The organism is Cytobacillus sp. FSL K6-0129, from assembly GCF_038007625.1.
Lineage (GTDB): Bacteria > Bacillota > Bacilli > Bacillales > Cytobacillaceae > Cytobacillus > Cytobacillus kochii.
The window spans coordinates 3,432,691-3,453,048 of the sequence record NZ_JBBOXM010000001.1 but is presented as its reverse complement, the minus strand read 5'-3'; the positions used below and the strand labels follow the sequence as shown (position 1 = coordinate 3,453,048).

19 protein-coding genes are annotated in these 20,358 nt (G+C 36.8%); 8 read left to right on the top strand and 11 right to left on the bottom strand.

Translation table 11 applies throughout. The features are described from left to right. On the bottom strand, positions 1-855 hold the full coding sequence (locus tag MHI57_RS17375; protein WP_095370883.1) for a VOC family protein: 855 nt from the start codon (positions 853-855) through the stop codon (positions 1-3). Positions 856-995: 140 nt separating this feature from the next. On the opposite strand from MHI57_RS17375, the gene MHI57_RS17370 reads away from it, so the two are divergent. Then, positions 996-1,310 (top strand): winged helix-turn-helix transcriptional regulator, encoded by a 315-nt coding sequence (locus MHI57_RS17370; RefSeq protein ID WP_095370884.1) that lies wholly within the window; start codon positions 996-998, stop codon positions 1,308-1,310. A 176-nt stretch (positions 1,311-1,486) separates the two neighbouring features. Here MHI57_RS17370 and MHI57_RS17365 read toward each other — a convergent pair whose 3' ends face one another. The 3 genes from MHI57_RS17365 to MHI57_RS17355 all read right to left on the bottom strand — a co-directional run bounded on the left by MHI57_RS17365 (position 1,487) and on the right by MHI57_RS17355 (position 6,218). Continuing rightward, complete coding sequence (locus tag MHI57_RS17365; protein ID WP_095370885.1) at positions 1,487-2,086, bottom strand: DUF1641 domain-containing protein; 600 nt, start codon at positions 2,084-2,086, stop codon at positions 1,487-1,489. After that, entirely contained in the window at positions 2,079-4,991 is a 2,913-nt protein-coding gene (gene fdhF / locus MHI57_RS17360) for a formate dehydrogenase subunit alpha (protein ID WP_445293221.1), read from the bottom strand. The genes MHI57_RS17365 and fdhF overlap by 8 nt, the downstream gene beginning before the upstream one ends. 348 nt (positions 4,992-5,339) lie before the next feature. After that, a complete protein-coding gene (locus MHI57_RS17355) occupies positions 5,340-6,218 on the bottom strand; it encodes a YitT family protein (RefSeq protein WP_095370887.1) in 879 nt (292 codons plus the stop codon). A gap of 330 nt (positions 6,219-6,548) precedes the next feature. On the opposite strand from MHI57_RS17355, the gene MHI57_RS17350 reads away from it, so the two are divergent. Genes MHI57_RS17350 through cydS form a run of 3 tightly spaced genes read left to right on the top strand, consistent with a single transcriptional unit; the run spans position 6,549 to position 9,044 of the window. After that, the gene (locus tag MHI57_RS17350; RefSeq protein WP_095370888.1) at positions 6,549-7,901 is read left to right on the top strand and encodes a cytochrome ubiquinol oxidase subunit I; all 1,353 of its coding nucleotides are present in this window, start codon (positions 6,549-6,551) and stop codon (positions 7,899-7,901) included. Continuing rightward, positions 7,891-8,916, top strand: a complete 1,026-nt coding sequence (locus tag MHI57_RS17345; protein WP_095370889.1) for a cytochrome d ubiquinol oxidase subunit II — start codon at positions 7,891-7,893, stop codon at positions 8,914-8,916. Before MHI57_RS17350 ends, MHI57_RS17345 begins: the two co-directional genes overlap by 11 nt. Positions 8,917-8,933: 17 nt before the next feature. Next, a complete protein-coding gene (gene cydS / locus MHI57_RS25080; RefSeq protein WP_370873333.1) occupies positions 8,934-9,044 on the top strand; it encodes a cytochrome bd oxidase small subunit CydS in 111 nt (36 codons plus the stop codon). Positions 9,045-9,343: 299 nt separating this feature from the next. On the opposite strand, the gene MHI57_RS17340 is transcribed toward cydS, so the two are convergent. From MHI57_RS17340 to MHI57_RS17315, 6 genes are all read right to left on the bottom strand, one after another. Next, positions 9,344-9,658: a DMT family transporter gene (locus MHI57_RS17340; RefSeq protein ID WP_095373550.1), complete on the bottom strand. Its 315-nt coding sequence runs from the start codon at positions 9,656-9,658 to the stop codon at positions 9,344-9,346. Continuing rightward, positions 9,658-10,008: a DMT family transporter gene (locus MHI57_RS17335; protein ID WP_095370890.1), complete on the bottom strand. Its 351-nt coding sequence runs from the start codon at positions 10,006-10,008 to the stop codon at positions 9,658-9,660. Before MHI57_RS17335 ends, MHI57_RS17340 begins: the two co-directional genes overlap by 1 nt. A gap of 88 nt (positions 10,009-10,096) precedes the next feature. Next, positions 10,097-10,681: a TetR family transcriptional regulator gene (locus tag MHI57_RS17330; protein ID WP_095370891.1), complete on the bottom strand. Its 585-nt coding sequence runs from the start codon at positions 10,679-10,681 to the stop codon at positions 10,097-10,099. Positions 10,682-10,809: 128 nt separating this feature from the next. After that, complete coding sequence (locus MHI57_RS17325) at positions 10,810-12,534, bottom strand: ATP-binding protein (protein ID WP_095370892.1); 1,725 nt, start codon at positions 12,532-12,534, stop codon at positions 10,810-10,812. 1 nt (position 12,535) lies between these two features. Next, entirely contained in the window at positions 12,536-13,699 is a 1,164-nt protein-coding gene (locus tag MHI57_RS17320; RefSeq protein ID WP_340977477.1) for a beta-ketoacyl-[acyl-carrier-protein] synthase family protein, read from the bottom strand. Between the two features lie 307 nt (positions 13,700-14,006). Further along, positions 14,007-14,519, bottom strand: coding sequence for a YbaK/EbsC family protein (locus MHI57_RS17315; RefSeq protein ID WP_095370894.1), 513 nt, complete (start codon positions 14,517-14,519; stop codon positions 14,007-14,009). 245 nt (positions 14,520-14,764) lie between these two features. Between MHI57_RS17315 and MHI57_RS17310 the strand changes: the two genes are divergently transcribed. Together MHI57_RS17310 and MHI57_RS17305 are read left to right on the top strand one after the other, a co-directional pair. Continuing rightward, positions 14,765-15,817: a lactonase family protein gene (locus MHI57_RS17310; RefSeq protein WP_095370895.1), complete on the top strand. Its 1,053-nt coding sequence runs from the start codon at positions 14,765-14,767 to the stop codon at positions 15,815-15,817. A 168-nt stretch (positions 15,818-15,985) separates the two neighbouring features. Further along, positions 15,986-16,333 (top strand): hypothetical protein, encoded by a 348-nt coding sequence (locus MHI57_RS17305; protein WP_340977471.1) that lies wholly within the window; start codon positions 15,986-15,988, stop codon positions 16,331-16,333. Here MHI57_RS17305 and MHI57_RS17300 read toward each other — a convergent pair whose 3' ends face one another. Beyond that, positions 16,334-16,792, bottom strand: coding sequence for a chemotaxis protein CheX (locus MHI57_RS17300; protein WP_095370897.1), 459 nt, complete (start codon positions 16,790-16,792; stop codon positions 16,334-16,336). 498 nt (positions 16,793-17,290) lie between these two features. On the opposite strand from MHI57_RS17300, the gene MHI57_RS17295 reads away from it, so the two are divergent. Next, positions 17,291-18,853 (top strand): Vga family ABC-F type ribosomal protection protein, encoded by a 1,563-nt coding sequence (locus MHI57_RS17295; protein ID WP_095370898.1) that lies wholly within the window; start codon positions 17,291-17,293, stop codon positions 18,851-18,853. 242 nt (positions 18,854-19,095) lie between these two features. After that, complete coding sequence (locus MHI57_RS17290) at positions 19,096-20,190, top strand: LytTR family transcriptional regulator DNA-binding domain-containing protein (RefSeq protein ID WP_095370899.1); 1,095 nt, start codon at positions 19,096-19,098, stop codon at positions 20,188-20,190. Positions 20,191-20,358 lie beyond the last annotated feature (168 nt).

Below are 20,358 nucleotides of genomic sequence, written 5' to 3'. Positions count from 1 at the left end.
CTATTCAACGACTAACTTAATATTGTTTCCAGCGGGGTCACTCACCATATAACTGTCCGCTTGCCTTTCGACCTCTATATTCATCGCTTGAAGTCTTTCAACAGCCTGTTCAAGCTTGTTTTTCGGGAAAACGAGCGTATAGAAAGCCATCCCAACACTATTAGCTGAAGGCGCTACAGCCATGGTTCCGTTCCAAATATTTAAGCCAATATGATGATGGTACTTCCCAGTAGAAATAAACAATGCTTGATTACCATAATGAGTAACTACTTCAAAGCCTAGACCCTCACAATAAAAAGTTTTTGCTTCTTCTATATTATTTACATGTAAATGAATATGTCCCATAATTGTTTCATTCGGCATACCATTCCACTCATTACCGTCCCATTCACTCATAATACTTTGAACATCTAAGGCATTGGTGCCCATGACAACTTCTTCACCCTTCCAATCCCAAGACGTTTTTGGGCGATCAGCATAAATTTCAATCCCATTTCCGTCTGGGTCTGCTAAATAAAGGGCTTCACTCACATCATGATCAGACGCTCCTTGTAAAGGATAATTCACTTTAATAAAGTGGCGAATGATCTTAGCTAAGTCATTTCTCGTTGGAAGCAGGATGGCAAAATGATATAGCCCTGTTCTTCTCAGCTCTTTTTTCTGCAAACCTTCTGGCGCATGTAATTGCACTAAAGTTTGATTCCCATCAGCTGATAATGACACTTCATGCTTGCTTTGATGCAATACTTGGAAACCTAATATATCTTGATAGAATCTTAGTGATGTTTGTAAATTTGTTACTTTAAGATCTATTTTCTGTGCGTAGATATTTGGCTCTGCATGAAACGTATTCATTTGCATTAACCCCTTTAATTGTCTTTTAGTTATGTTAGTTACTTTATGTAAGTAATTATATTTTTGTTAACTACTTGTGTCAAGTACAATAATCATGTATTGTTAAGATATAAGGAAATCATCGAATAGGGGTGACCATTTTGAATCAAGCACTGATATGTCCTCGATTCGAAAAAGCCATGAGTATCATGAGCCAACGTTGGACTGGTCTAGTAATCTATCAACTATTAGCAGGACCTAAACGCTTTTGTACATTAGAATCTTCAATGAGCATTAGCGGTAGAGTCTTGTCCGAAAGATTAAAGGACCTTGAACAACAAGGTATTGTTAAACGCGAGGTGTATCCGGAAACGCCCGTAAGAATAGAGTATTCGCTTACAGACAAAGGAATGGCCCTAGAGCCCGTTTTACGCGAAATAGAGAAGTGGTCTCAAGAATGGTTGCAAGCCGAATAAAGAACGACAATAAATCCCCATATACGTACTATGGGGACCTTTTTTATGAGTGAGGTCTTTTGCCCACACTTCTCGCTACTTCCATAGCCGCTTATATGCGCATTTTATTCTTATCAGAGGCACCTCCCTCTTTTCTCCCCTCCCCAAAAAAAATTTCCGGCACATTGGCCGGAAATTCATTCTTTTTTTCTCTTTAAAAATAACGGGATAGACATAACTGCTGCTCCACCTATAAAAAAGAGCCAATTCTTATTAAACTTTCTGGTGCCCAAATTTTGTTTTACTATCTCTTCCTTTTCCTTACCCTCACTTGATCCAAGTCCTTTCACAAAAGCAAGTAGAATACTCATTCCTTCCCTTACCTCTGAATCCCTTAGCATAGATAGCATGGTCACTTCCTTTTTTTCCTTATCTGATTGTTGAACCTCTACCATGCGGGTAAGTGCAGTATTTATTTTATCAATCATCGGTTCCCATTCCTTTAAATCTATTTTTCCTAAGACTTCAAGGAGAAGGAACGAATTTTTAATTGATCCTGTAACTTCAGGATGCTCCATTGATAACAGGACACGATCAAGAATTTTGTCACTTTGTCCCAGCATACTTTCTACGATATGAAGGATGCCTTTTTCGTGGATTCTTTGTATTAAGTGTATAGAATCAATAATTGCTCGGCGGTTATTCACAATACTATCTTCCAGTTCCTTTAATTCCCTATTTCTCTGCTCTTCAGGCGACACTTCGATTTTTCGTATAACTGTTGTTGCTTTAGCCATGTCTCCTCCTCCTCCTCTCTCTTACAAGATCTCCAGGGAAAATATAGTCGCTCCTCTGCCATTTCCCTTCCACATTCACACCTACTTGCGGTTGAGGTGTACCGAAGCGATGATTCTTCCGTGGTAATGGAGACTCTCCATCTTCTTCTATTACCTCAAGCTTAGCTGAAATCTCTTTATATGCAGGCGTATCTGTATCCTTATCTGTATGCGAACTAGTTAAATAGTTAATAGCGCCCTCTCCAGATGTATTCATTGGTAAATAGACCTGCTTACCTTTTACTCGATCAGTGACGAGGCAGCTTACCCTTACACTGCCATAGGGAGATGTTAACTTAATTTTCGTACCATCTCTAATCCCTCTTTCCGCTGCCAATTCGCCTGAAACCTCCAGAAAGACATTAGGTGTTTTACCGGAAATCGCTTTAGATTTGTAAGTCATATTCCCTTCATGAAAATGCTCTAGCAGTCGACCATTGTTGACATGGATATCATATTCTTCATTGAAAGTAAGCGGTTGTGTCCATTTCACTGGATGGAGAATAGCTTTTCCACCCGGTAGTGAAAATCCATCTGTGAATAAGAGTGGAGTATCCTTGCCATCTGCTGCTACTGGCCATTGTAGACTTTTATAGCCTTCTAACCGATCATAATTGACTCCAGCCATTAACGGGGTAAGAGATGCGGCTTCATCCATAATCTCACTTGGATGTTGATAGTTCCAATCTCCACCTAGTTGATTAGCAATAGCCATAATAATTTCCCAATCAGGCTTAGAATCACCCAGCGGTTCCATTACTCTATATAAACGTTGAATTCTTCTTTCAGTATTGGTAAACGTTCCTTCTTTCTCCAAACTAGGGCTGGCTGGTAATACTACATCCGCATATTGGCATGTTTTCGAGAAAAAGATATCTTGCACAATAAACAGTTCTAGTTTTTCAAAAGCTGCTTGTACATGATTGATATTCGTATCAACAATCCCCATATCTTCGCCCTTTATATATAAAGCCTTTAATTTCCCTTCATGAATGGCTTCTACCATTTCTTGATTATTTAAACCAGGCTCACTAGGGAGGTCCACACCCCACTGCTCCTCAAAACGTTGTCTGACACTTTCATCGGTTACATATTGATAACCAGGAAAACGATCTGGCATACTGCCAAAATCACTTGTTCCTTGCACATTATTATGACCTCTAAGTGGATAAGCACCTGCACCTGGTTTCATATAGTTTCCTGTTACAAGAAGCAAATTAGAGATAGCTGTACTTGTGTCACTCCCTCCACCATGCTGTGTCACACCCATCGCCCAAAGGATAGATGTTGTTTTTGCTTCATGAATTCTTTCAGCGATTGAGATCAGCTCTTCTTCTGATAAGTGCGTCACTTCAGAAGCGTATGATAATGTATAGGGCGTTAAACTTTCGAAGAAAACTTCTACATTATTGACATGCGCAGCTAAGAACGCTTCATCATGCCAGCCTTGATCGACAATATATTTTGTCACTGCTGAAAGCCAAACAAGATCGCTGCCCGGTGCAGGTTGAACGAAAAGGTCTGCTCGTTCAGCTAATTCATGCTTCCGTAAATCTGCCACAATCACTTTTTGACCGTTTAGTTTCTGCGCTCGTTTTACTCTTGTCGCCAAAACAGGGTGGGATTCTGCTGTATTGGAGCCGATAGAAATGATTAACTCTGCTTGAGCAATATCACTAATGCTGCCAGAATCGCCTCCGTAACCTACTGTTCTCCATAGTCCCTTTGTTGCTGGAGATTGGCAATAACGGGAACAATTATCAACATTATTTGTCCCGATGACAGCTCTCGCTAATTTTTGCATTAAATAGGACTCCTCATTTGTACATTTAGAAGATGCAACAAAAGCTAATGAATCAGGTCCATGATTCGTTTTTATCTCAGTCATTTTTGAACTAATAAAAGTAAGCGCTTCCTCCCACTCCACTTCTTTGAAACCTTCTTCATCTCTTATCAATGGCTTGGTCAAGCGCTCTTCACTATTAACAAAATCCCAGCCGAATTTACCTTTCACACAAGTTGATACACCATTTGCTGGTGCTTCCTCCTGCGGTTCTACTTTTAATATTTGCCTTCCTTTTGTCCACACATCAAACGAACAGCCTACGCCACAATATGTACAAACTGTTTTCGTCTTATTAATTCTTTCTTCTCGCATAGTTGCTTCTATATCCGAAATGGTTAAAAGAGACTCATAACCTGTTTCAATATTCTTCGTTAGTTCAATCATCGGACGAAGAGATTGTTGTTTAACACCGGTTAAGAATCCGGCTTCTCCTTCCATCCCAACTTCCATCATGGCATTACAAGGGCAAACAGTTGAACAATGACCACAGTTTACACATGACGATTCTTCAATCGGAGAATCCTTGTCCCAAATTACTCGTGGTCGCTTTAAATCCCAATCAATTGTTAACGTTTCATTAACTTGTAAGTTCTGACATGCCTCGACACATCTACCACAAAGGATACATTGATCAGGATCATATCGATAAAACTCATTTCTTTGTACTTTTGCATCTTTTGATGTATGATCAGTCTCTTGATGGGAAATCTTCATTTCCTTGACGGTATTATGTATTTCGCAATTGCCGTTATTAAAGTCACAAACTGTACAATATAATTCATGATTACCTAATATGCGATCCATAGCGATCATCTGTGCTTCATGGATATCTTCACCTACTGTTTCAACCTTATCATTTGGCTGTATGGTCGTTGAGCACGAACGGACATATTCCCCATTTACTTTCACAATACAAGTGTCACAAGTTTCAATAGCTCCTAAACTAGGATGATAACAAAGTGATGGTACCTCAATATTCATTGTATTTAATAGCTGCATAACCGACTTTTGATTACTCATACTTGTTGTTTCTCCATTAATTGTGACCTCAAACTTCTCTGTCACTATGAGCCCCCCTTAATCCCTTTATTTACCTATCTACTATTTCCCCTTTACCCATTCATTCCCTGCATAAACAGTATTGTATTTTTATAATTTTCCGTTAATTTTAATGGTTATAATCAAATGTCCTTCTCTTAACCAATAATTAAATACGATATGAATCGCAATACTCTACATATGAAAATTTAATAATTCTCATTTAAGTAGGATTGTTATTCACTAAAAATCTATTTTTTTTATTTCTAAAACGAAAAAACTCATCCCCCCAAACAGTCAAGTTTGGGAAAGGATGAGTAATAAACTGAATTAGTGAATATTCGTTTTCCTAAAGCTTCCACCTTTCACTTCTGCTACATCATAAACGGTGACAAATGCGCCGTCATCAATTTCAGAAATGATTTCTTTCATTTTGCTTTCTTCTAAACGGTTAATGACACAAGTGATTTCGATGAACTTTTCATGCGAATAACCGCCATAAGCTTCTTTATACGTAGCACTACGCCCAAGACGGTCGCGAATGGTTTCAACCATAGCCACTGGTTCAGTTGTAATGATTTTAAATGTTTTCGATCCACTTAACCCTTCCTCAACGATATGTATCACTTTACTTGCAATAAAATAAGCAATCGCAGATAAGAACGCCCCCTGGAGGCCGAACACAGTAGAAACAATTATAAAGACAAATAAATTTAAGAATAGAATTAAATCACTTGTTCCGAATGGGAGCTTTCGTGAAAGTAGCACAGCAAGCATGTCGATTCCATCAAGTGCCCCACCATTACGTAATGCTAACCCCATACCAAAACCAAGAATAATTCCACCTACAACTGTGACAAGGAGTGTATCACCTTGAATAATGACTGGTATGTGATGCATGAGGCTTGTACCTGCAGCTAATGAAGCAATACCAATAATTGAATAGATGGCAAATGTTTTACCAATTTGTTTATAACCTAACCAAACAAAAGGTATATTAAGAATTGCGATTAAAACACCTAATGGGACATCAAATAGTTGCGAACCTACAATGCTGATGCCCGTAACGCCTCCATCTGATACATTATTAGGAATCAAGACTGCCTCTAGTCCATAAGCAGCGATAAAACCACCTATAATAACAATCAGACATCTAATCACCATTCTTAGTATACTTTGTTTACTTTTCTTTTTACTTTTTGTTTCCATAATAATCTCCTCTTTACTTTTTCAAATTGATACATGGCTAGAATAAATTCCTTATCATCCCTTTCTAACGAAAATTTACCCCTAAAAAACAGTTAATTCTATTATAACCCAATTATTCTCATCCTTTGTAACAAGTTTCTGTCTGATTCTTAATAATATCCCATATTATGGGCAAACTTAGTTTGAAATAAAGGAGGAGACAAAATGTATAAAAAACAGGAGAAAAAGCTCATTCTCTTAGCCTTTTCAATCGCTTTTATTCTCGGCTTATCCATCCTCGGACGCTTGTTCCACTAATTATAAAAGATAATAACGAAAGAAGGGATTCTATTGGCTAGCGAACAAGGCGTTTTATATAGCCGTGCTTTGACAGAGTTAACATTAACTTTCCATATCATTTATGCAACCATTGGTGTAGGAATCCCACTAATGATTATGATTGCCCAATGGATCGGAATTAAAAAGCAAGATGACCATTACATATTACTTGCTCGTCGTTGGGCAAGAGGATTCGTCATTACCGTAGCTGTTGGAGTTGTGACAGGAACGGCAATCGGCTTGCAGCTTTCTCTTCTTTGGCCACACTTTATGGAACTAGTAGGACATATTATTGCTCTGCCATTATTTATGGAAGTATTTGCTTTCTTCTTTGAGGCAATTTTTCTTGGAATTTACTTATATACATGGGATCGATTTGAAAATCAAAAAAAACATTTACTATTGTTAATCCCTGTTGCTTTAGGTGCTTCATTTTCGGCTGTTTTTATTACTGTGGTCAATGCTTTCATGAATTCACCCCAAGGATTTGATATTGTCGATGGACAGATTGTTAATATTTCTCCATTGCTTGCTATGTTTAGTCCAGCTATGCCGACAAAGGTAGCACATGTTTTAAGCACGGCCTATATGACTTCAGCGTTTATACTTGCTAGTATTGCTGCTTATCGCATGCTTAGAGGTTCAACACATCTCTATCATAAAAAAGCGCTTTATCTAACTTTAAAACTTGCACTCGTCTTCTCCATCTCCACCGCCCTGTTAGGTGACTTCGCTGGAAAATATTTAGCCGAATATCAACCAGAGAAGCTTGCGGCTGCCGAGTGGCATTTTGAAACAGAAGAAAATGCGCCTCTTATTCTCTATGGTGTATTAGATGATGAAGAGATTAAATATGCCATTCGGATACCTTACGCTTTAAGTATACTTGCCCACAGCAATCCATTTGCCGAAGTCATCGGTTTGGACCAGTTTGATGAAGATGTTACGCCACCTTTATATATTCATTATTTATTCGATATTATGGTGACTTTAGGTATGCTCCTTATTTTAATTGCTTTACTTTATATTATTGGGCTTATTAGAAAGTGGTCATTTATTCATTCGAAATGGTTTTTATGGATTATGGTGCTTTCCGGTCCACTTTCAATGATCGCCATTGAGGTAGGGTGGTGGTTCACCGAAGTAGGTAGACAGCCTTGGATTCTACATGGGTTGATGCGGACAGCTGAAGCGGCAACTAGTAATGAATATGTAGGCTGGATGCTTGTTCTATTTGCCTGTTTATACCTCTTGCTCGGTGCAGGGAGTATTTACGTACTCACTAGTATGTTCAATAGAAACACGGTTGAACAAGAATTAGCTGATCGAAAAATAGAAAAAGGCGGTGACACTTTTGAGTCTTGAGATAATTGGTATTTTTGTACTTTGGCTGTTTTTGTTTGGTTACGTTATCGTTGCATCTATTGATTTTGGCGCAGGATTTTTTAATGCCTACAGCTTATATAGAGGCAATCAACATATTTTAAATAAAATCATTCAACGTTACTTATCCCCAGTCTGGGAAGTCACCAATGTATTTCTCGTCTTTTTCTTTGTCGGTATCGTTGGGTTTTTTCCACAATCCGCTTATTATTATGGGACCACTCTGTTAGTGCCGATTAGCTTAGCCATTATTTTATTAGCCATTCGTGGATCTTATTATGCTTTTTCAACATACGGAAATCGTATGCCCAAGAGGTATACATATGTTTATGGATTATCTGGCTTATTTATCCCAGCTTCCCTTTCAATTGTTTTTACAATCTCAGAAGGCGGATTTATTTCAATCGAACAAAATGGACCTGTGCTTGATATAGTCTCCCTTTTCACAAGCCCACTCACATGGAGTATTGTTGTACTGAGTATAACGGCAGTTCTTTATATCTCAGCTGTTTTCTTAACATGGTATGCCCATTATGCCAAGGACGAAGAGGCAACTATTTTATTAAGGAAATATGCACTAATATGGGCTATCCCTTCACTCATTACAGCAATTGGGATTATCGTTGAATTAAAGTTCCACAACCCAGAGCATTTTGAACGACTTGTTGATTTATGGTGGATGTTTGCATTGTCTGTACTATTTTTCATCGGGACGTTTATCCTTATATATAAGAGGATGAACTATGGGCTCGCATTCACTTTGTTATGCGGACAATATTACCTTGCCTTCTTTGCTTATGGCATTTCACATTATCCGTATTTACTGTATCCCCATTTATCAATATTTGATAGTTTCACAAATGAAGCAATGGCCATCGCTTTGATTATAGCCTTTATAGCCGGTTTAGGTTTGCTCCTACCATCGCTCTATCTTTTATTGCGGCTTTTCTTATTTAATAAGGAGTATGTACAAGGGCGAAATGATAGTCATGTATAAGAAGGGAGACATTTTAGATGAGTACATTTATTATTTTTTATGCGCCGTTTATTGTCATCTTACTATCCATTATCATCGGCTTTCGAGTTGCTTTATATGATCGATCAGCGGTTAACCGTAAAAAATAACGGGTTTATAAAGGTACAACGAAAGCAAATATTTTAGTCTAATTCTTTCACTCTGCCTGCACTATACATTGAATAAATAAAAGAGGAATAATGTTGTTTAGTATAATAGAGAAAAAATGGAGTAAGTACGAAATGAATATCACAATGTAAAAAGGGGGAAACGTTGATTACAGAGTTTTCCCAGCACAGAAAAAGGCAATCACTCCCTTTTATTAACTTTGGTGCGCATTTTTATTTGCGCACCCAAATTATTCATTTTTTCACTTCAGAATGGTGCTTCCTCCTCCTTGCAAAGGATATTATGAAGTCGCCTTCAAACCAATTACGCCGACAATGATAAACAACACGCTGATGATACGTTTTTTACTTTTTGGCTCTCCGAAAAGGAACATACTAAGTAAAACAGCCCCTGCTGTACCAATACCAATCCATACCGTATAAGCAATACTCACTTGTAAATATTGAAAGGAAGCATACAGGAGCGCAAAGGATATCCCAAAACCACCCATATAAATGACACCATTCTGAATGTTTTTTTGTTCACTATATTTTTTTAACCCAATAACACCAGTAATTTCACTTATTGCTGCTAAAATCACAAGAATCCAGCCCATCATGCTACTTGATCCTCCCTACTATGTTCTTCTATTTGATTATCAGCTAGCTTCAAACCGATAACACCGACTAAAATGAATATAATAAATACTACTTTCGCTAACCCCATTTCTCCATTGAAGAGAAAGACATCCATTAAAGACGTCCCTACAGTACCTACTCCGGCGAAGATAGCATAAACGGTGCCAGTTGGTAGATTCTCACATGCTTTGGATAAACAGTGAAAATCTAATAAAATCACTGCAACTACAAGTAGCCAATGCCACCAAAGATACGCTGTATTAAAGCCAAAAACCCAAACAAGTTCAAATAAACACGTTAATATAACATAAAACCAAGATCGATTCATCTTTTTCCCTCCAAATGACTGAATTTCAGTCATTTTTTATCAGAAACCCACCACTGGTGAGATTTATTTAACCTACAAAAATCATAAGCTAAATAGCAGAAGATTGATAACCTAAACCGTATTTTAGAAAGGTTAGCACTTCTTCTTTTTGTTGCTTTGCTTTGTCTTCATCTGTGTGATCATACAAGTAAATTTGCTCCGCTGTCGATTCCACTAATCCAATCAAAATCTTTGCTGTACTTTCTATATTAAGGTTGGAACGTACGACTCCTTCTTCTTTAGCCGTCTGCAAAAAATGACTAATCCATTCGTAAAATGGTTGGTAAACAGTTTCCCATTGACGAATATGTTCGCTAGAAGCAAGACCAGCATATACTAAGGCAAGCACTTCTCGATACTCACTCGTATATAAAAAGATACTGTCGACCAGTTGCTTTAATCGATCAACAAATATCGCTTCACTATTTACTTCATGATGTACTCTGGCAATTAATTTTTCTACCATCACTTCTGCAATAGCCGGCATAACAGAAAGTTTCGATGGGAAATACAAATAATAAGTCCCTTGAGCAATACCTGCTAGTTTCACGATATCGGCAATTTTTGTTTTTTCAATGCCCTTTTCTTGAAAAACTTCAATTGCGGCATGCACAATACGCTCTTTTTTGTCCATTTATCAAACTCCTTAAACATGACTGAATATCATTCATTTTAAAATGGATTTAAGAAAATGTCAATGTCAACACAACTTCTACCCGAAGACAAAGGATATTTAACCACCTCCAATTGCCCTCGGAGTTTTTAGTGTGCTTTATATAGCATTGTTACAACTGTTCCATATCTTTCTTTACTTTTCACAAACATTTTCCCTTTATTTTCGTTCATTAATTTAAAACAAATCGTTAAGCCAATGCCATTTCCTTTTTCTTTACTTGTGAAATACGGTTCGCCAATCCTAGCTAATCTTTCTTTAGAAATTCCCTCTCCATTATCCATGACGCGGATACGGATATACTCTTCATGCTCATCTAAAACAATTTTAACCTTCCCACCTTCATGAATGGCTTCCAAACTGTTTTTAATAATATTAATCATAACTTGCTTGAAATGGGACTTATCCATATTTATATAATGTTTTTGCTTTAATTTGTTAGTAAGTTGAATCTTCTTCCCTTGTTCTGTCGCCATAGCATTGAAGAGGAGGTTAATATTATTCACTTCATCAACTGCATCAAATGGCTCAACAGAAGGCAGTTCATCAGATTTAGCCTCAGGCTTCCCGAGAATTAATAATTCTTTTAATACTTGATTAATCCGATCAATTTCTTCAATAAGAATTCTCTCGTAAGCCGAGTCAGGGTTTCTTTCTCTTAACAATTGTATGAAACCACGAATCGTCGTTAATGGATTTCTTATTTCATGCGCTACACTCGCAGCCATTTCACCAATTACTTTCATTTTCTCTGATGAAAGAAGCAATTGCTCATTCTTTTTCTGCTCTGTTACATCATTACCAAAATAGATGGTGAACGATTGACCGGAATTTTGATATAGTTGCTTCATGCCCCACTGAATATAATAATTTTTTCCTTTATAATCTGTATAGCGGTAAGGTTGTTCAAACCCGTATGCAACCATTGGCAAAAAGTGAATAAGTGTAGATGTTTTTTTACCTAATAAAGTACGTTCTTTCTCATCAAATAATTGACAAAAGGAGCGATTCACCTTCACAATTCGCTGATCACTACCTGTAACAAGCAGATAATTAGGATTAATATCCATAATTTCTTCTAATAGTTCACTCTGTTTAATTAACTCAATATTGATATTGCGAATTCTTTGCGATTGCATTTGAAAAAAACCTAGAAATAAGATTAAGGCTGCAATGATAGAGTTAAAACTAGAAAAATAAAGCGGCGCAAAAGAAAAACCACTTATAACACCATTAATAAAAATAATCATTGCTGCTATTACTAATTGTAAGTAAAAGCTTCGATAATAAACACCTTTTAACTGTAAGGTGACGATAAACAAGAAAAACCAATTAATAAAAACAAGTAAAACATTAATGATAAACGTAAAATTCAATGGACCATAGATAGGAATCCAATGAGAAGGTGAAACGTTTACCGCTTCAACAAATCTGTAAGACTCGACTCCAAGTGAAGTAAAGTTTATCAAATACGTTATGATACTAATGATCGTAAATAACCACATTCCCGGTTTATTAAACAATATCCCAAAGCGATGTAAAAAAGGATTTTCTTTTACTAAATAGTATGAGAAATAATACATCGTTGGCATTATAAAAATCGGACCCATCCGTAAAATGCGGAACAACAAATCAATCGCTTGTAAAGAAAGCATCTGGTCAGCATAAAGAAAGGCAATATCCATTTGCCAAAATGACAACATTAAGAGGAAAATGGACAAAGCTTTTGTTAAGGAGGTTTTAGAATAGAATAATATGGATACAGAGATAAACAAGGGGATGAAAGAAACAGTTAATAATAAAACAAACTCCATCTTATGTCATCCTTTCCTTAGAGAAAAGGGCAGCATTATTGTTCCCACCATAGCCTTGTGAAGTAACAAGTACTTGTTCCACTGGGCTATGAATCACTTCGTCAACAACCAGAAGCTGCTCATACTTACCGACATCTACTCTGATGGTTGGCGGAATGAACTGTTCCTGTATACTAATTAAACCGGCCATTACTTGAAACATGCCCGATGCTCCCATCGCGTGACCAACATTCCCTTTAATAGAAGTAATGGGCACACCCTTATCTAGAAAAAACTCTCCATAAACCATTGCCTCAATATCATCGTTTGCTTCGGAACCTAAAGCCTGACTATTAATATAAGTCGGCATCCCTTTCTTAATTGTTCTTTCAACAGCCTTAACCATTGCCCGACCTCCTGGATCAGCAATGTAAGATGAATATGCGGATTGGAACATGCTAGATTCCGCTAAATACCCTATTATCTCTTTTTTTCGTTTAACCGCTCCTTGCTCTGATTCCAATACTAATACGCCTGCACCTTCAGACATAGCAAAACCCTCACCTGTTGAAAAGGGACCCATGAATGTCTCTCCCGTTTGCAAGATTCTCAGTGGCAGAAATCCCGCCAATACCAAATCATTAATGGTAGAGTCTACCCCACCGACAATACACACATCTACCTCGTTTGCTTGCAGAAGAATTTTAGCCATATGAATGGCGTCTAAACTTGAAGTACAACTATTTGCTAAAGAAAAGGCTGGTCCTTCAATTTGCAATGAAGTACTTAAACAATTCGCCAAAGTATGCCCATTCATATTCCCTATGGCATAGGGACTCATCCTTTTTCCTTTGTTTAACTTAGTTGAATGGTTAAAAACCTCCGTTATTACACCACCAGAAGAGCCAACAATGATAGCAGTTGCATAATCTCTCGGTTGAATCTGTGCCATTTCTATTGCCCGATCTGTTGCATGAAGGAGCATTTGCGCTGACTTCGGTAATTTACTCGCCTTTAAATAAGAGTGGCTAATATCATTCTCATTTACTCTTCCAGTAAAAATGTGCTCACCGTTAAATTCTTCTCTATTTAATGTTGTCTTTTTATCTTTTAATATATTTGAAAACTCTTTGATTGATGTAATGTTAGGGCCAATCAATCCCATTCCAGTGACGACAACTCCCATAAATGCAACCCCTTTTGCATATATACACCTTTATCTTACTATTAATCTAGAAAATAAGATACGTTTCATTCATGACTAAACCCTTTCACACAACATGAATAGTACTATAGTAACATAAGAACACCACGCAGATTCAGGTCTTTTTCTCTAATAAAAAAAGAATTAAGCTATTTCCTCTTAATAATAGTGTGTGTTATTAAGATTCCCAAGTGAGGAAGCACCACGTATTTCAAATTCTTCTCCACATAAAAAGGTACCAACCTTTGTTAGGCAAGTACCTCTCCTTCTTTCATTACATCAAATACAATCAATTTTCCGTTGTAGCCGCAGTTTGTTCCCTAGCCTCGCCATTCCAATCTTTAGTTACATCCACCCATTGTTTTGCCCCTGCATATTGATATAATTCCTCACAAGTTAGTTCAATTGCTGAGTTTTTGCTACCACATGCTGGATATACCATTTCAAAACGCTGTAGGGAAGTATCAAGAAAGATATTCATTTCTTTTGATAAACCAAATGGACAGACACCACCAACCACATGCCCTGTATGATCAAGCACTTCTTCAGCAGAGAGCATTCTCGCTTTCATTCCAAATGTATGACGAAATTTTTTATTATCTATTCTGGCATCACCTGCAGCAACAACTAGTAGTGCTTTTTCTCCCTCACCTCGAAAAGAGAGTGTTTTGGCAATTTTAGCTGGAATAACACCAATTGCTTCGGCAGCTTGATCAACAGTTGCACTTGTCGTATCAAACTCCAATATATCTTTATCTCGACCATATTTCCCCAAGTGAGCTTTAACACTTTCAAGTGACATAATTCTTTCGCGGCCTCCTGTCAATATAATGTAAAAGGATATCATTCTTTAATAAGTAAAAGCAAATGTATTTGTTAAAAATTCAAAAAACATACAAATCTTTAAATCAAATTACTTTAAATAAAATTTGTAACCATCCTTCTCCTCTCCGCTTACCATAAATTTATCCCGATTCTTTCTATTTTTCATTCTCCTCTTTAAATATGATACAGTAAAGCTATACATAAAATGTTGGAGGAATACTTATGACATCAACTACTTACACAGGCTATGTTGGTACCTATACAAAAAAGGATAGCCAAGGAATTTACTCATTTCATTTAGAGGATGATCAAATTAAAAATATAGAACTTGCTGCTAAACTTGAAAACCCAACTTATTTAACGATCAGCTCGAATCAATCACATCTATACGCTGTGATGAAAGAAGGAGATTTAGGCGGTGTCGCCGCTTATGAGTTAGACAGCAGACATAGTGGGCTCACTTTATTAAACAAACACCTTTCTCCAGGTGCCTCGCCTTGTCATGTAAGTCTAGATCCAAAGAGTCAATACTTATTAAGTGCGAATTACCATAAAGGAACGGTTGACTATTATTCACTACTACAAAATGGCGAGATTAAAAACCTGCTAACTTCAAAAGAGATTCATGGTTCGGGACCACATGAGCGCCAAGAAAAACCACATACCCATTTCGCTGGACTCACACCGGATGAGAAGTATGTTGTTGCTGTCGATTTAGGGGCAGATGAAATCATTCTATTTCGTAGAGATGGGGATAAACTCACCAAACATTTTACTTTGGCAACACAGCCAGGCTCTGGACCAAGACATATCACCTTTCACCCCAATGGGAAATGGGCCTACTGCATGACTGAACTAAGCTCAGAAATTATTGCACTTCAATATGACACTGAGAAAGGAGAATTGAAGGAAATTTCTTATTATAAGACGATACCTGAGGATTTTTTAGAAAACAATCAAGGTAGCGCCATCCATCTTTCTCAAGACGGCAAATTTTTATACGCTGGCAATAGAGGTCATAATTCAATTGCGATATTTGCAGTCGCCGAAGATCGATTGCATATAACCTTTGTTGCTCATACATCGACATATGGAGATTGGCCACGTGACTTTGTATTAGATCCAACTGAAGAATACTTAATCGCAGCCAATGAACGGTCAAATAATTTAACTTTATTTAAACGAGAGGCTGAATCAGGGTTACTTCAACTATTGCAACAAAATGTTCCTGTACCTGAACCAGTTTGTGTGAAGTTTTTACCTCAACAACTATAAGTACAAAAATAAATTTAATTTCATAACTAATAATAAAAAAGGGGTGTTCTGCTAATGAATAGCCCTTTTTTGTATCCCCTCTATTGATAGGCGATGACTTTATTAACGTTCTATCACTAATAGGACATGCATAAACTAAAATAGGAGACTATTTAAGGAGGAGAAATGATGAATAAAGTTGTTTATCTAGTTGGAGTAGCCATCATTATTTGCTTTGTTTCATTAGCTGAATCCCCTAATTCAATCCTCCACCATGAGAACGAAAAAGAAAGTAAATATCCCTATTTTCCAGTAATTAATGAGAATAATGACAGCGAAGAAGTAAGTCAAACCGTTGATGAAACTGACCTTGAAGGTTTAGCTCCTACTTTAGAGCTTCAACTAGTGGACACAGTTTACAAAGATGATGTCATTGTTGAAAAATATCAACAATTCGAGGTTTATAGAAATGACGAGCAGGAAGTCATTAAAGCTATTCCATTGGATGAATATGAATACTTATCGTATCAACAATAGTTAGTCAATCAAAACATGGACAAGAAGTTCTATATTATCTGGCAAATTATAAGTAAGAATATACCCTTTTGTATACCCTGATATAAAACTATGACCATCCAATATTGTCGGGGAGGTAATATCTACTTCCATTCCCTTCCCTTCGATGGCTGATACTGAACCACCAGCAATCATATTCCCTAGTTCCCCACTAAAAGATGTTAACATTTCACCTTCTAAGTCCATCCCGAACATAGATTTCCCCAGCAATGAAAAAAGTGAACGATCACCACCAATGAACAATTTACCAGCTATGTCCCCTGAGAAACCGATGAATACCCCATATCGAACAAGGAATGAACCTTCTAGCTCAGTCCTACCCACTAATTCATGATTCATGGGAATTAGCTGTCCAATTGAAGTTTGGACACCTTTTAATAAAAGGTTCATTTTTTCTTTATCCTGTAAGACCTTTTCCATTGCCGGTCACCCCACATCAAAATAGTTGATAGTATCATAGTATATTATACCTGGTTCTTTTGCTATATTTTTCATTAAAAAAATACATGATAAAACTGAAAATAAATGAGCAAAAATAACTATTTTAAAATTCAGACACGAATGGTTTTATAGAGCGCTAACTTCTCTTATTCCCTTTTCAACAAACATTAAAACACATAACTTTGACAATTTCTATCCATTTAAGTATGATAATATTATTAAATGCGAAAGGGTGACTCTAAGTCAATGAAGTAAGAATCCTATTTATCGAAAACAAACAATTGAAGGTAATGAGTAAAGGAACGCTTTATTTTGCTATGCTTTCAAACAATGTTTTCAGAATAGGATTGCACTTCATAAGGTTACCCGTTGGAATTCTCCCAACTTTTTTAGTGTACCTTTATGCCTCCTATTCTGAAGAAATAGGAGGCATTTTTTTCGAGAATTTGTCTCCCAAAACGAGAGGAGATGATCAATATGCTATTATTAGAAGCCACTGATTTGAAAATTACTATAGGTGACCGGCTATTAGCTACTGCAGAAAGAATAACTGTACAACAAAACGATCGTATTGGTTTAGTTGGCCGGAACGGGACAGGAAAGACGACAATTTTAGATACACTTGTAGGAAAAATAGCTGCCGAAGAGGGACAAATCATCCGCAATGGCACAATGGAGTTATTACCACAATTAAAACATGATGATCAATACAAAAGTGGTGGAGAAACAACGCAACAATATATTAAAGAAGCACTAGCTAAAAACCCGGAAATATTACTTGCAGATGAACCAACGACCCATCTGGACACTTCCCATATTGAATGGTTAGAAAAGATTCTTAAGCATTGGCAAGGTGCCCTCATTCTTGTCTCGCATGACAGAACTTTTCTTGACCGTGTGTGTACAAAAATTTGGGAAATTGATGAGGAGAAAGTAAAGATATATTCTGGTAATTACTCGCAATATAAACAGCAGAAAGAATTAGCATTAGCAGAGAAGCAGCAAGCTTACGAACAGTATGAACAGAAAAAAGCACAATTAGAAAATGCCCTCACCTTGAAGGCTAAGAAGGCAGAGAGAGCAACTAAAAAGCCAAAAAATCTAAGTTCTTCTGAAGCACGGATCACAGGATCAAAGCCTTACTTTGCTAAAAAACAAAAAAAGCTGCAACAAACGGCTAAATCAATTGAAACAAGATTGGAAAAGCTTGAAAAGGTTGAAAAAATTAAGGACCTCCCGTCTTTACAAATGACCTTACCTAATGAAAAAAATACGAAGAACCGAATTATTATTAGAGCGGAAAACCTTAAAGGAAAAATAGCTGATCACCTGCTTTTTGAACCCGCCTCCTTTCAAATTCGCGGAGGAGAAAAATGGGCGATTATTGGTCCCAATGGCTCTGGAAAGACAACCTTGATTAAAAAAATTTTACAGAGGCAAGAATTGACTGTCTCTCCATCTTTAAAAATTGGCTATTTTAGTCAAAATTTAGATATTCTGCACAAGGATAAAACGATTATTGAAAATGTTAAAGAAACCTCTATTCAGGAAGAAACGATTATTCGTACAATACTAGCCAGACTACGCTTTTTTCGAGAAGATGTATATAAAAAAGTCTCACTTCTTAGCGGCGGAGAACGAGTGAAAGTCGCATTAGCCAAAATACTTGTGAGTGAAGTGAATACATTAGTGCTAGATGAGCCGACAAATTTTCTCGATATTGAAGCTGTAGAAGCATTAGAAGAACTATTAATGCAATATAAGGGAACTATTCTCTTCGTCTCTCATGATCGCCGTCTTACTAATAAGGTAGCAAACAGGTTATTGATTATTAAAAATAAACAGATTGAAGTATTCAGAGGCAATCACGAAGCTTACGACTCCTATGAGCCCGAGGTGAAGAGGAATGATCATGAGGAAGAACGTTTACTCATCGAAACAAAAATAACAGAAGTCCTTTCACGATTGAGTATCGAGCCAACAGAGGAGCTGGAAAAGGAATTCCAGAAACTACTACAACAGAAAAAGAAATGGCAATAAGTTCTACAAAGGGACCCTACTTGCATGACATTCGGGTCCCTCTTTTTTCTTCATATAAAGCCTCAACATTTTAATTATTTCCACTTTTAATCAGCTTTAAAATCCTGTAAAATCCAATTAAGGTATATTTAACTACATAGAATTACGACATTCATCCTCTTCCTCTTCAATCATTTATCCTTTGTGTAAACGAAAATCTTATAGTCAATGTAAACCATATTAATCTACCCTGAGGTGTCGACATGAAGCTATTGCAGATGAATCAACTTGAAAAAACAATCGGAAATACAATTATCTTCCCTAAATTCGATTTAACTTTATATAGAAATGAAATTGTTGCACTCCAATGCAATAACGAAGTTGGCAAACATCTCATCATGATGATGATTGGAAAGAACAGTATTTCAAATGGAAATGTATTATTTGAAGATACAGAGTTAAATAAGCATTTTAAAAGTCTATCTAATAGAATTGGGCTATCTCTACTAGACGACGCTCTCTACGACCGGTTAACTCCCAGAGAATTTTTAACTTTTTATAAGAACCTGCATGAAGTCAATATAGAAATAGAAGCTTTAATACAAAAAATAAATTTAATAGACAAAGTAAATACAAAGATTAGCAGACTTACGTTTTCTGAAAAGAAAAGGCTACACTTAGGAAGGGCAATCCTCCATCAACCAGATTTGCTTATATTAGAAGAACCCGACCAAAACATCGATATCGAAAGTAAAATTACACTACAGAAAGTATTAGAAGACCATAAACAACAAGGAAGAGTCGCCCTTATCATTACTAATAATTACGAAAGTGCACTATCAATGACGGATACAGTGTATCGTTTAAATGAGCACGGTCTAAAAAAAATCGAGATCATGGATGAAGAGAGTAGTCACCAGGATATCGAAGATGAAGAAGCACAGCCGCAACAAGATATGTTGCCTAGCGAAGAAATCGGTCCAGCTTCTTCAGAAAAGATTCAGAACATGAACAATCCATTGCGTCTTGAAAAAATCCCTGCAAAAGTGGAGGACAAAATCATCCTTTTTGATCCGACTGAAATTGTATATGTTGAGAGTAATGATGGCATTTCCCATTTACATGTAAATGGTGAAAGTTTCCCTTGTGCTCTTACGCTAAATACATTATTTGAGAGACTGCATCCATTTGGATTCTTTCGCTGTCATCGTTCATATATTGTTAATTTGCAGAAGGTGAGAGAAGTCATTACTTGGACAAGAAATAGTTATAGCCTTATTCTCGATGATGCGAAAAAGAGTTCAATCCCATTATCAAAAGGAAAATTAAATGAGTTGAAAGAGATTATGGGCATATAAGTTGTTTCATCTTGACTTTAACAACGAATGACACCCTATTTTCACCTACTTTCCTTGCTCCATTCACCGCTTAATTGCTTCCATTCATCTAAATATAGACGCTTTTCACCTTGATATTACTGTATTCATCCCATTTCACAGTTAATATTGAAGACAAGAAATGCAAAA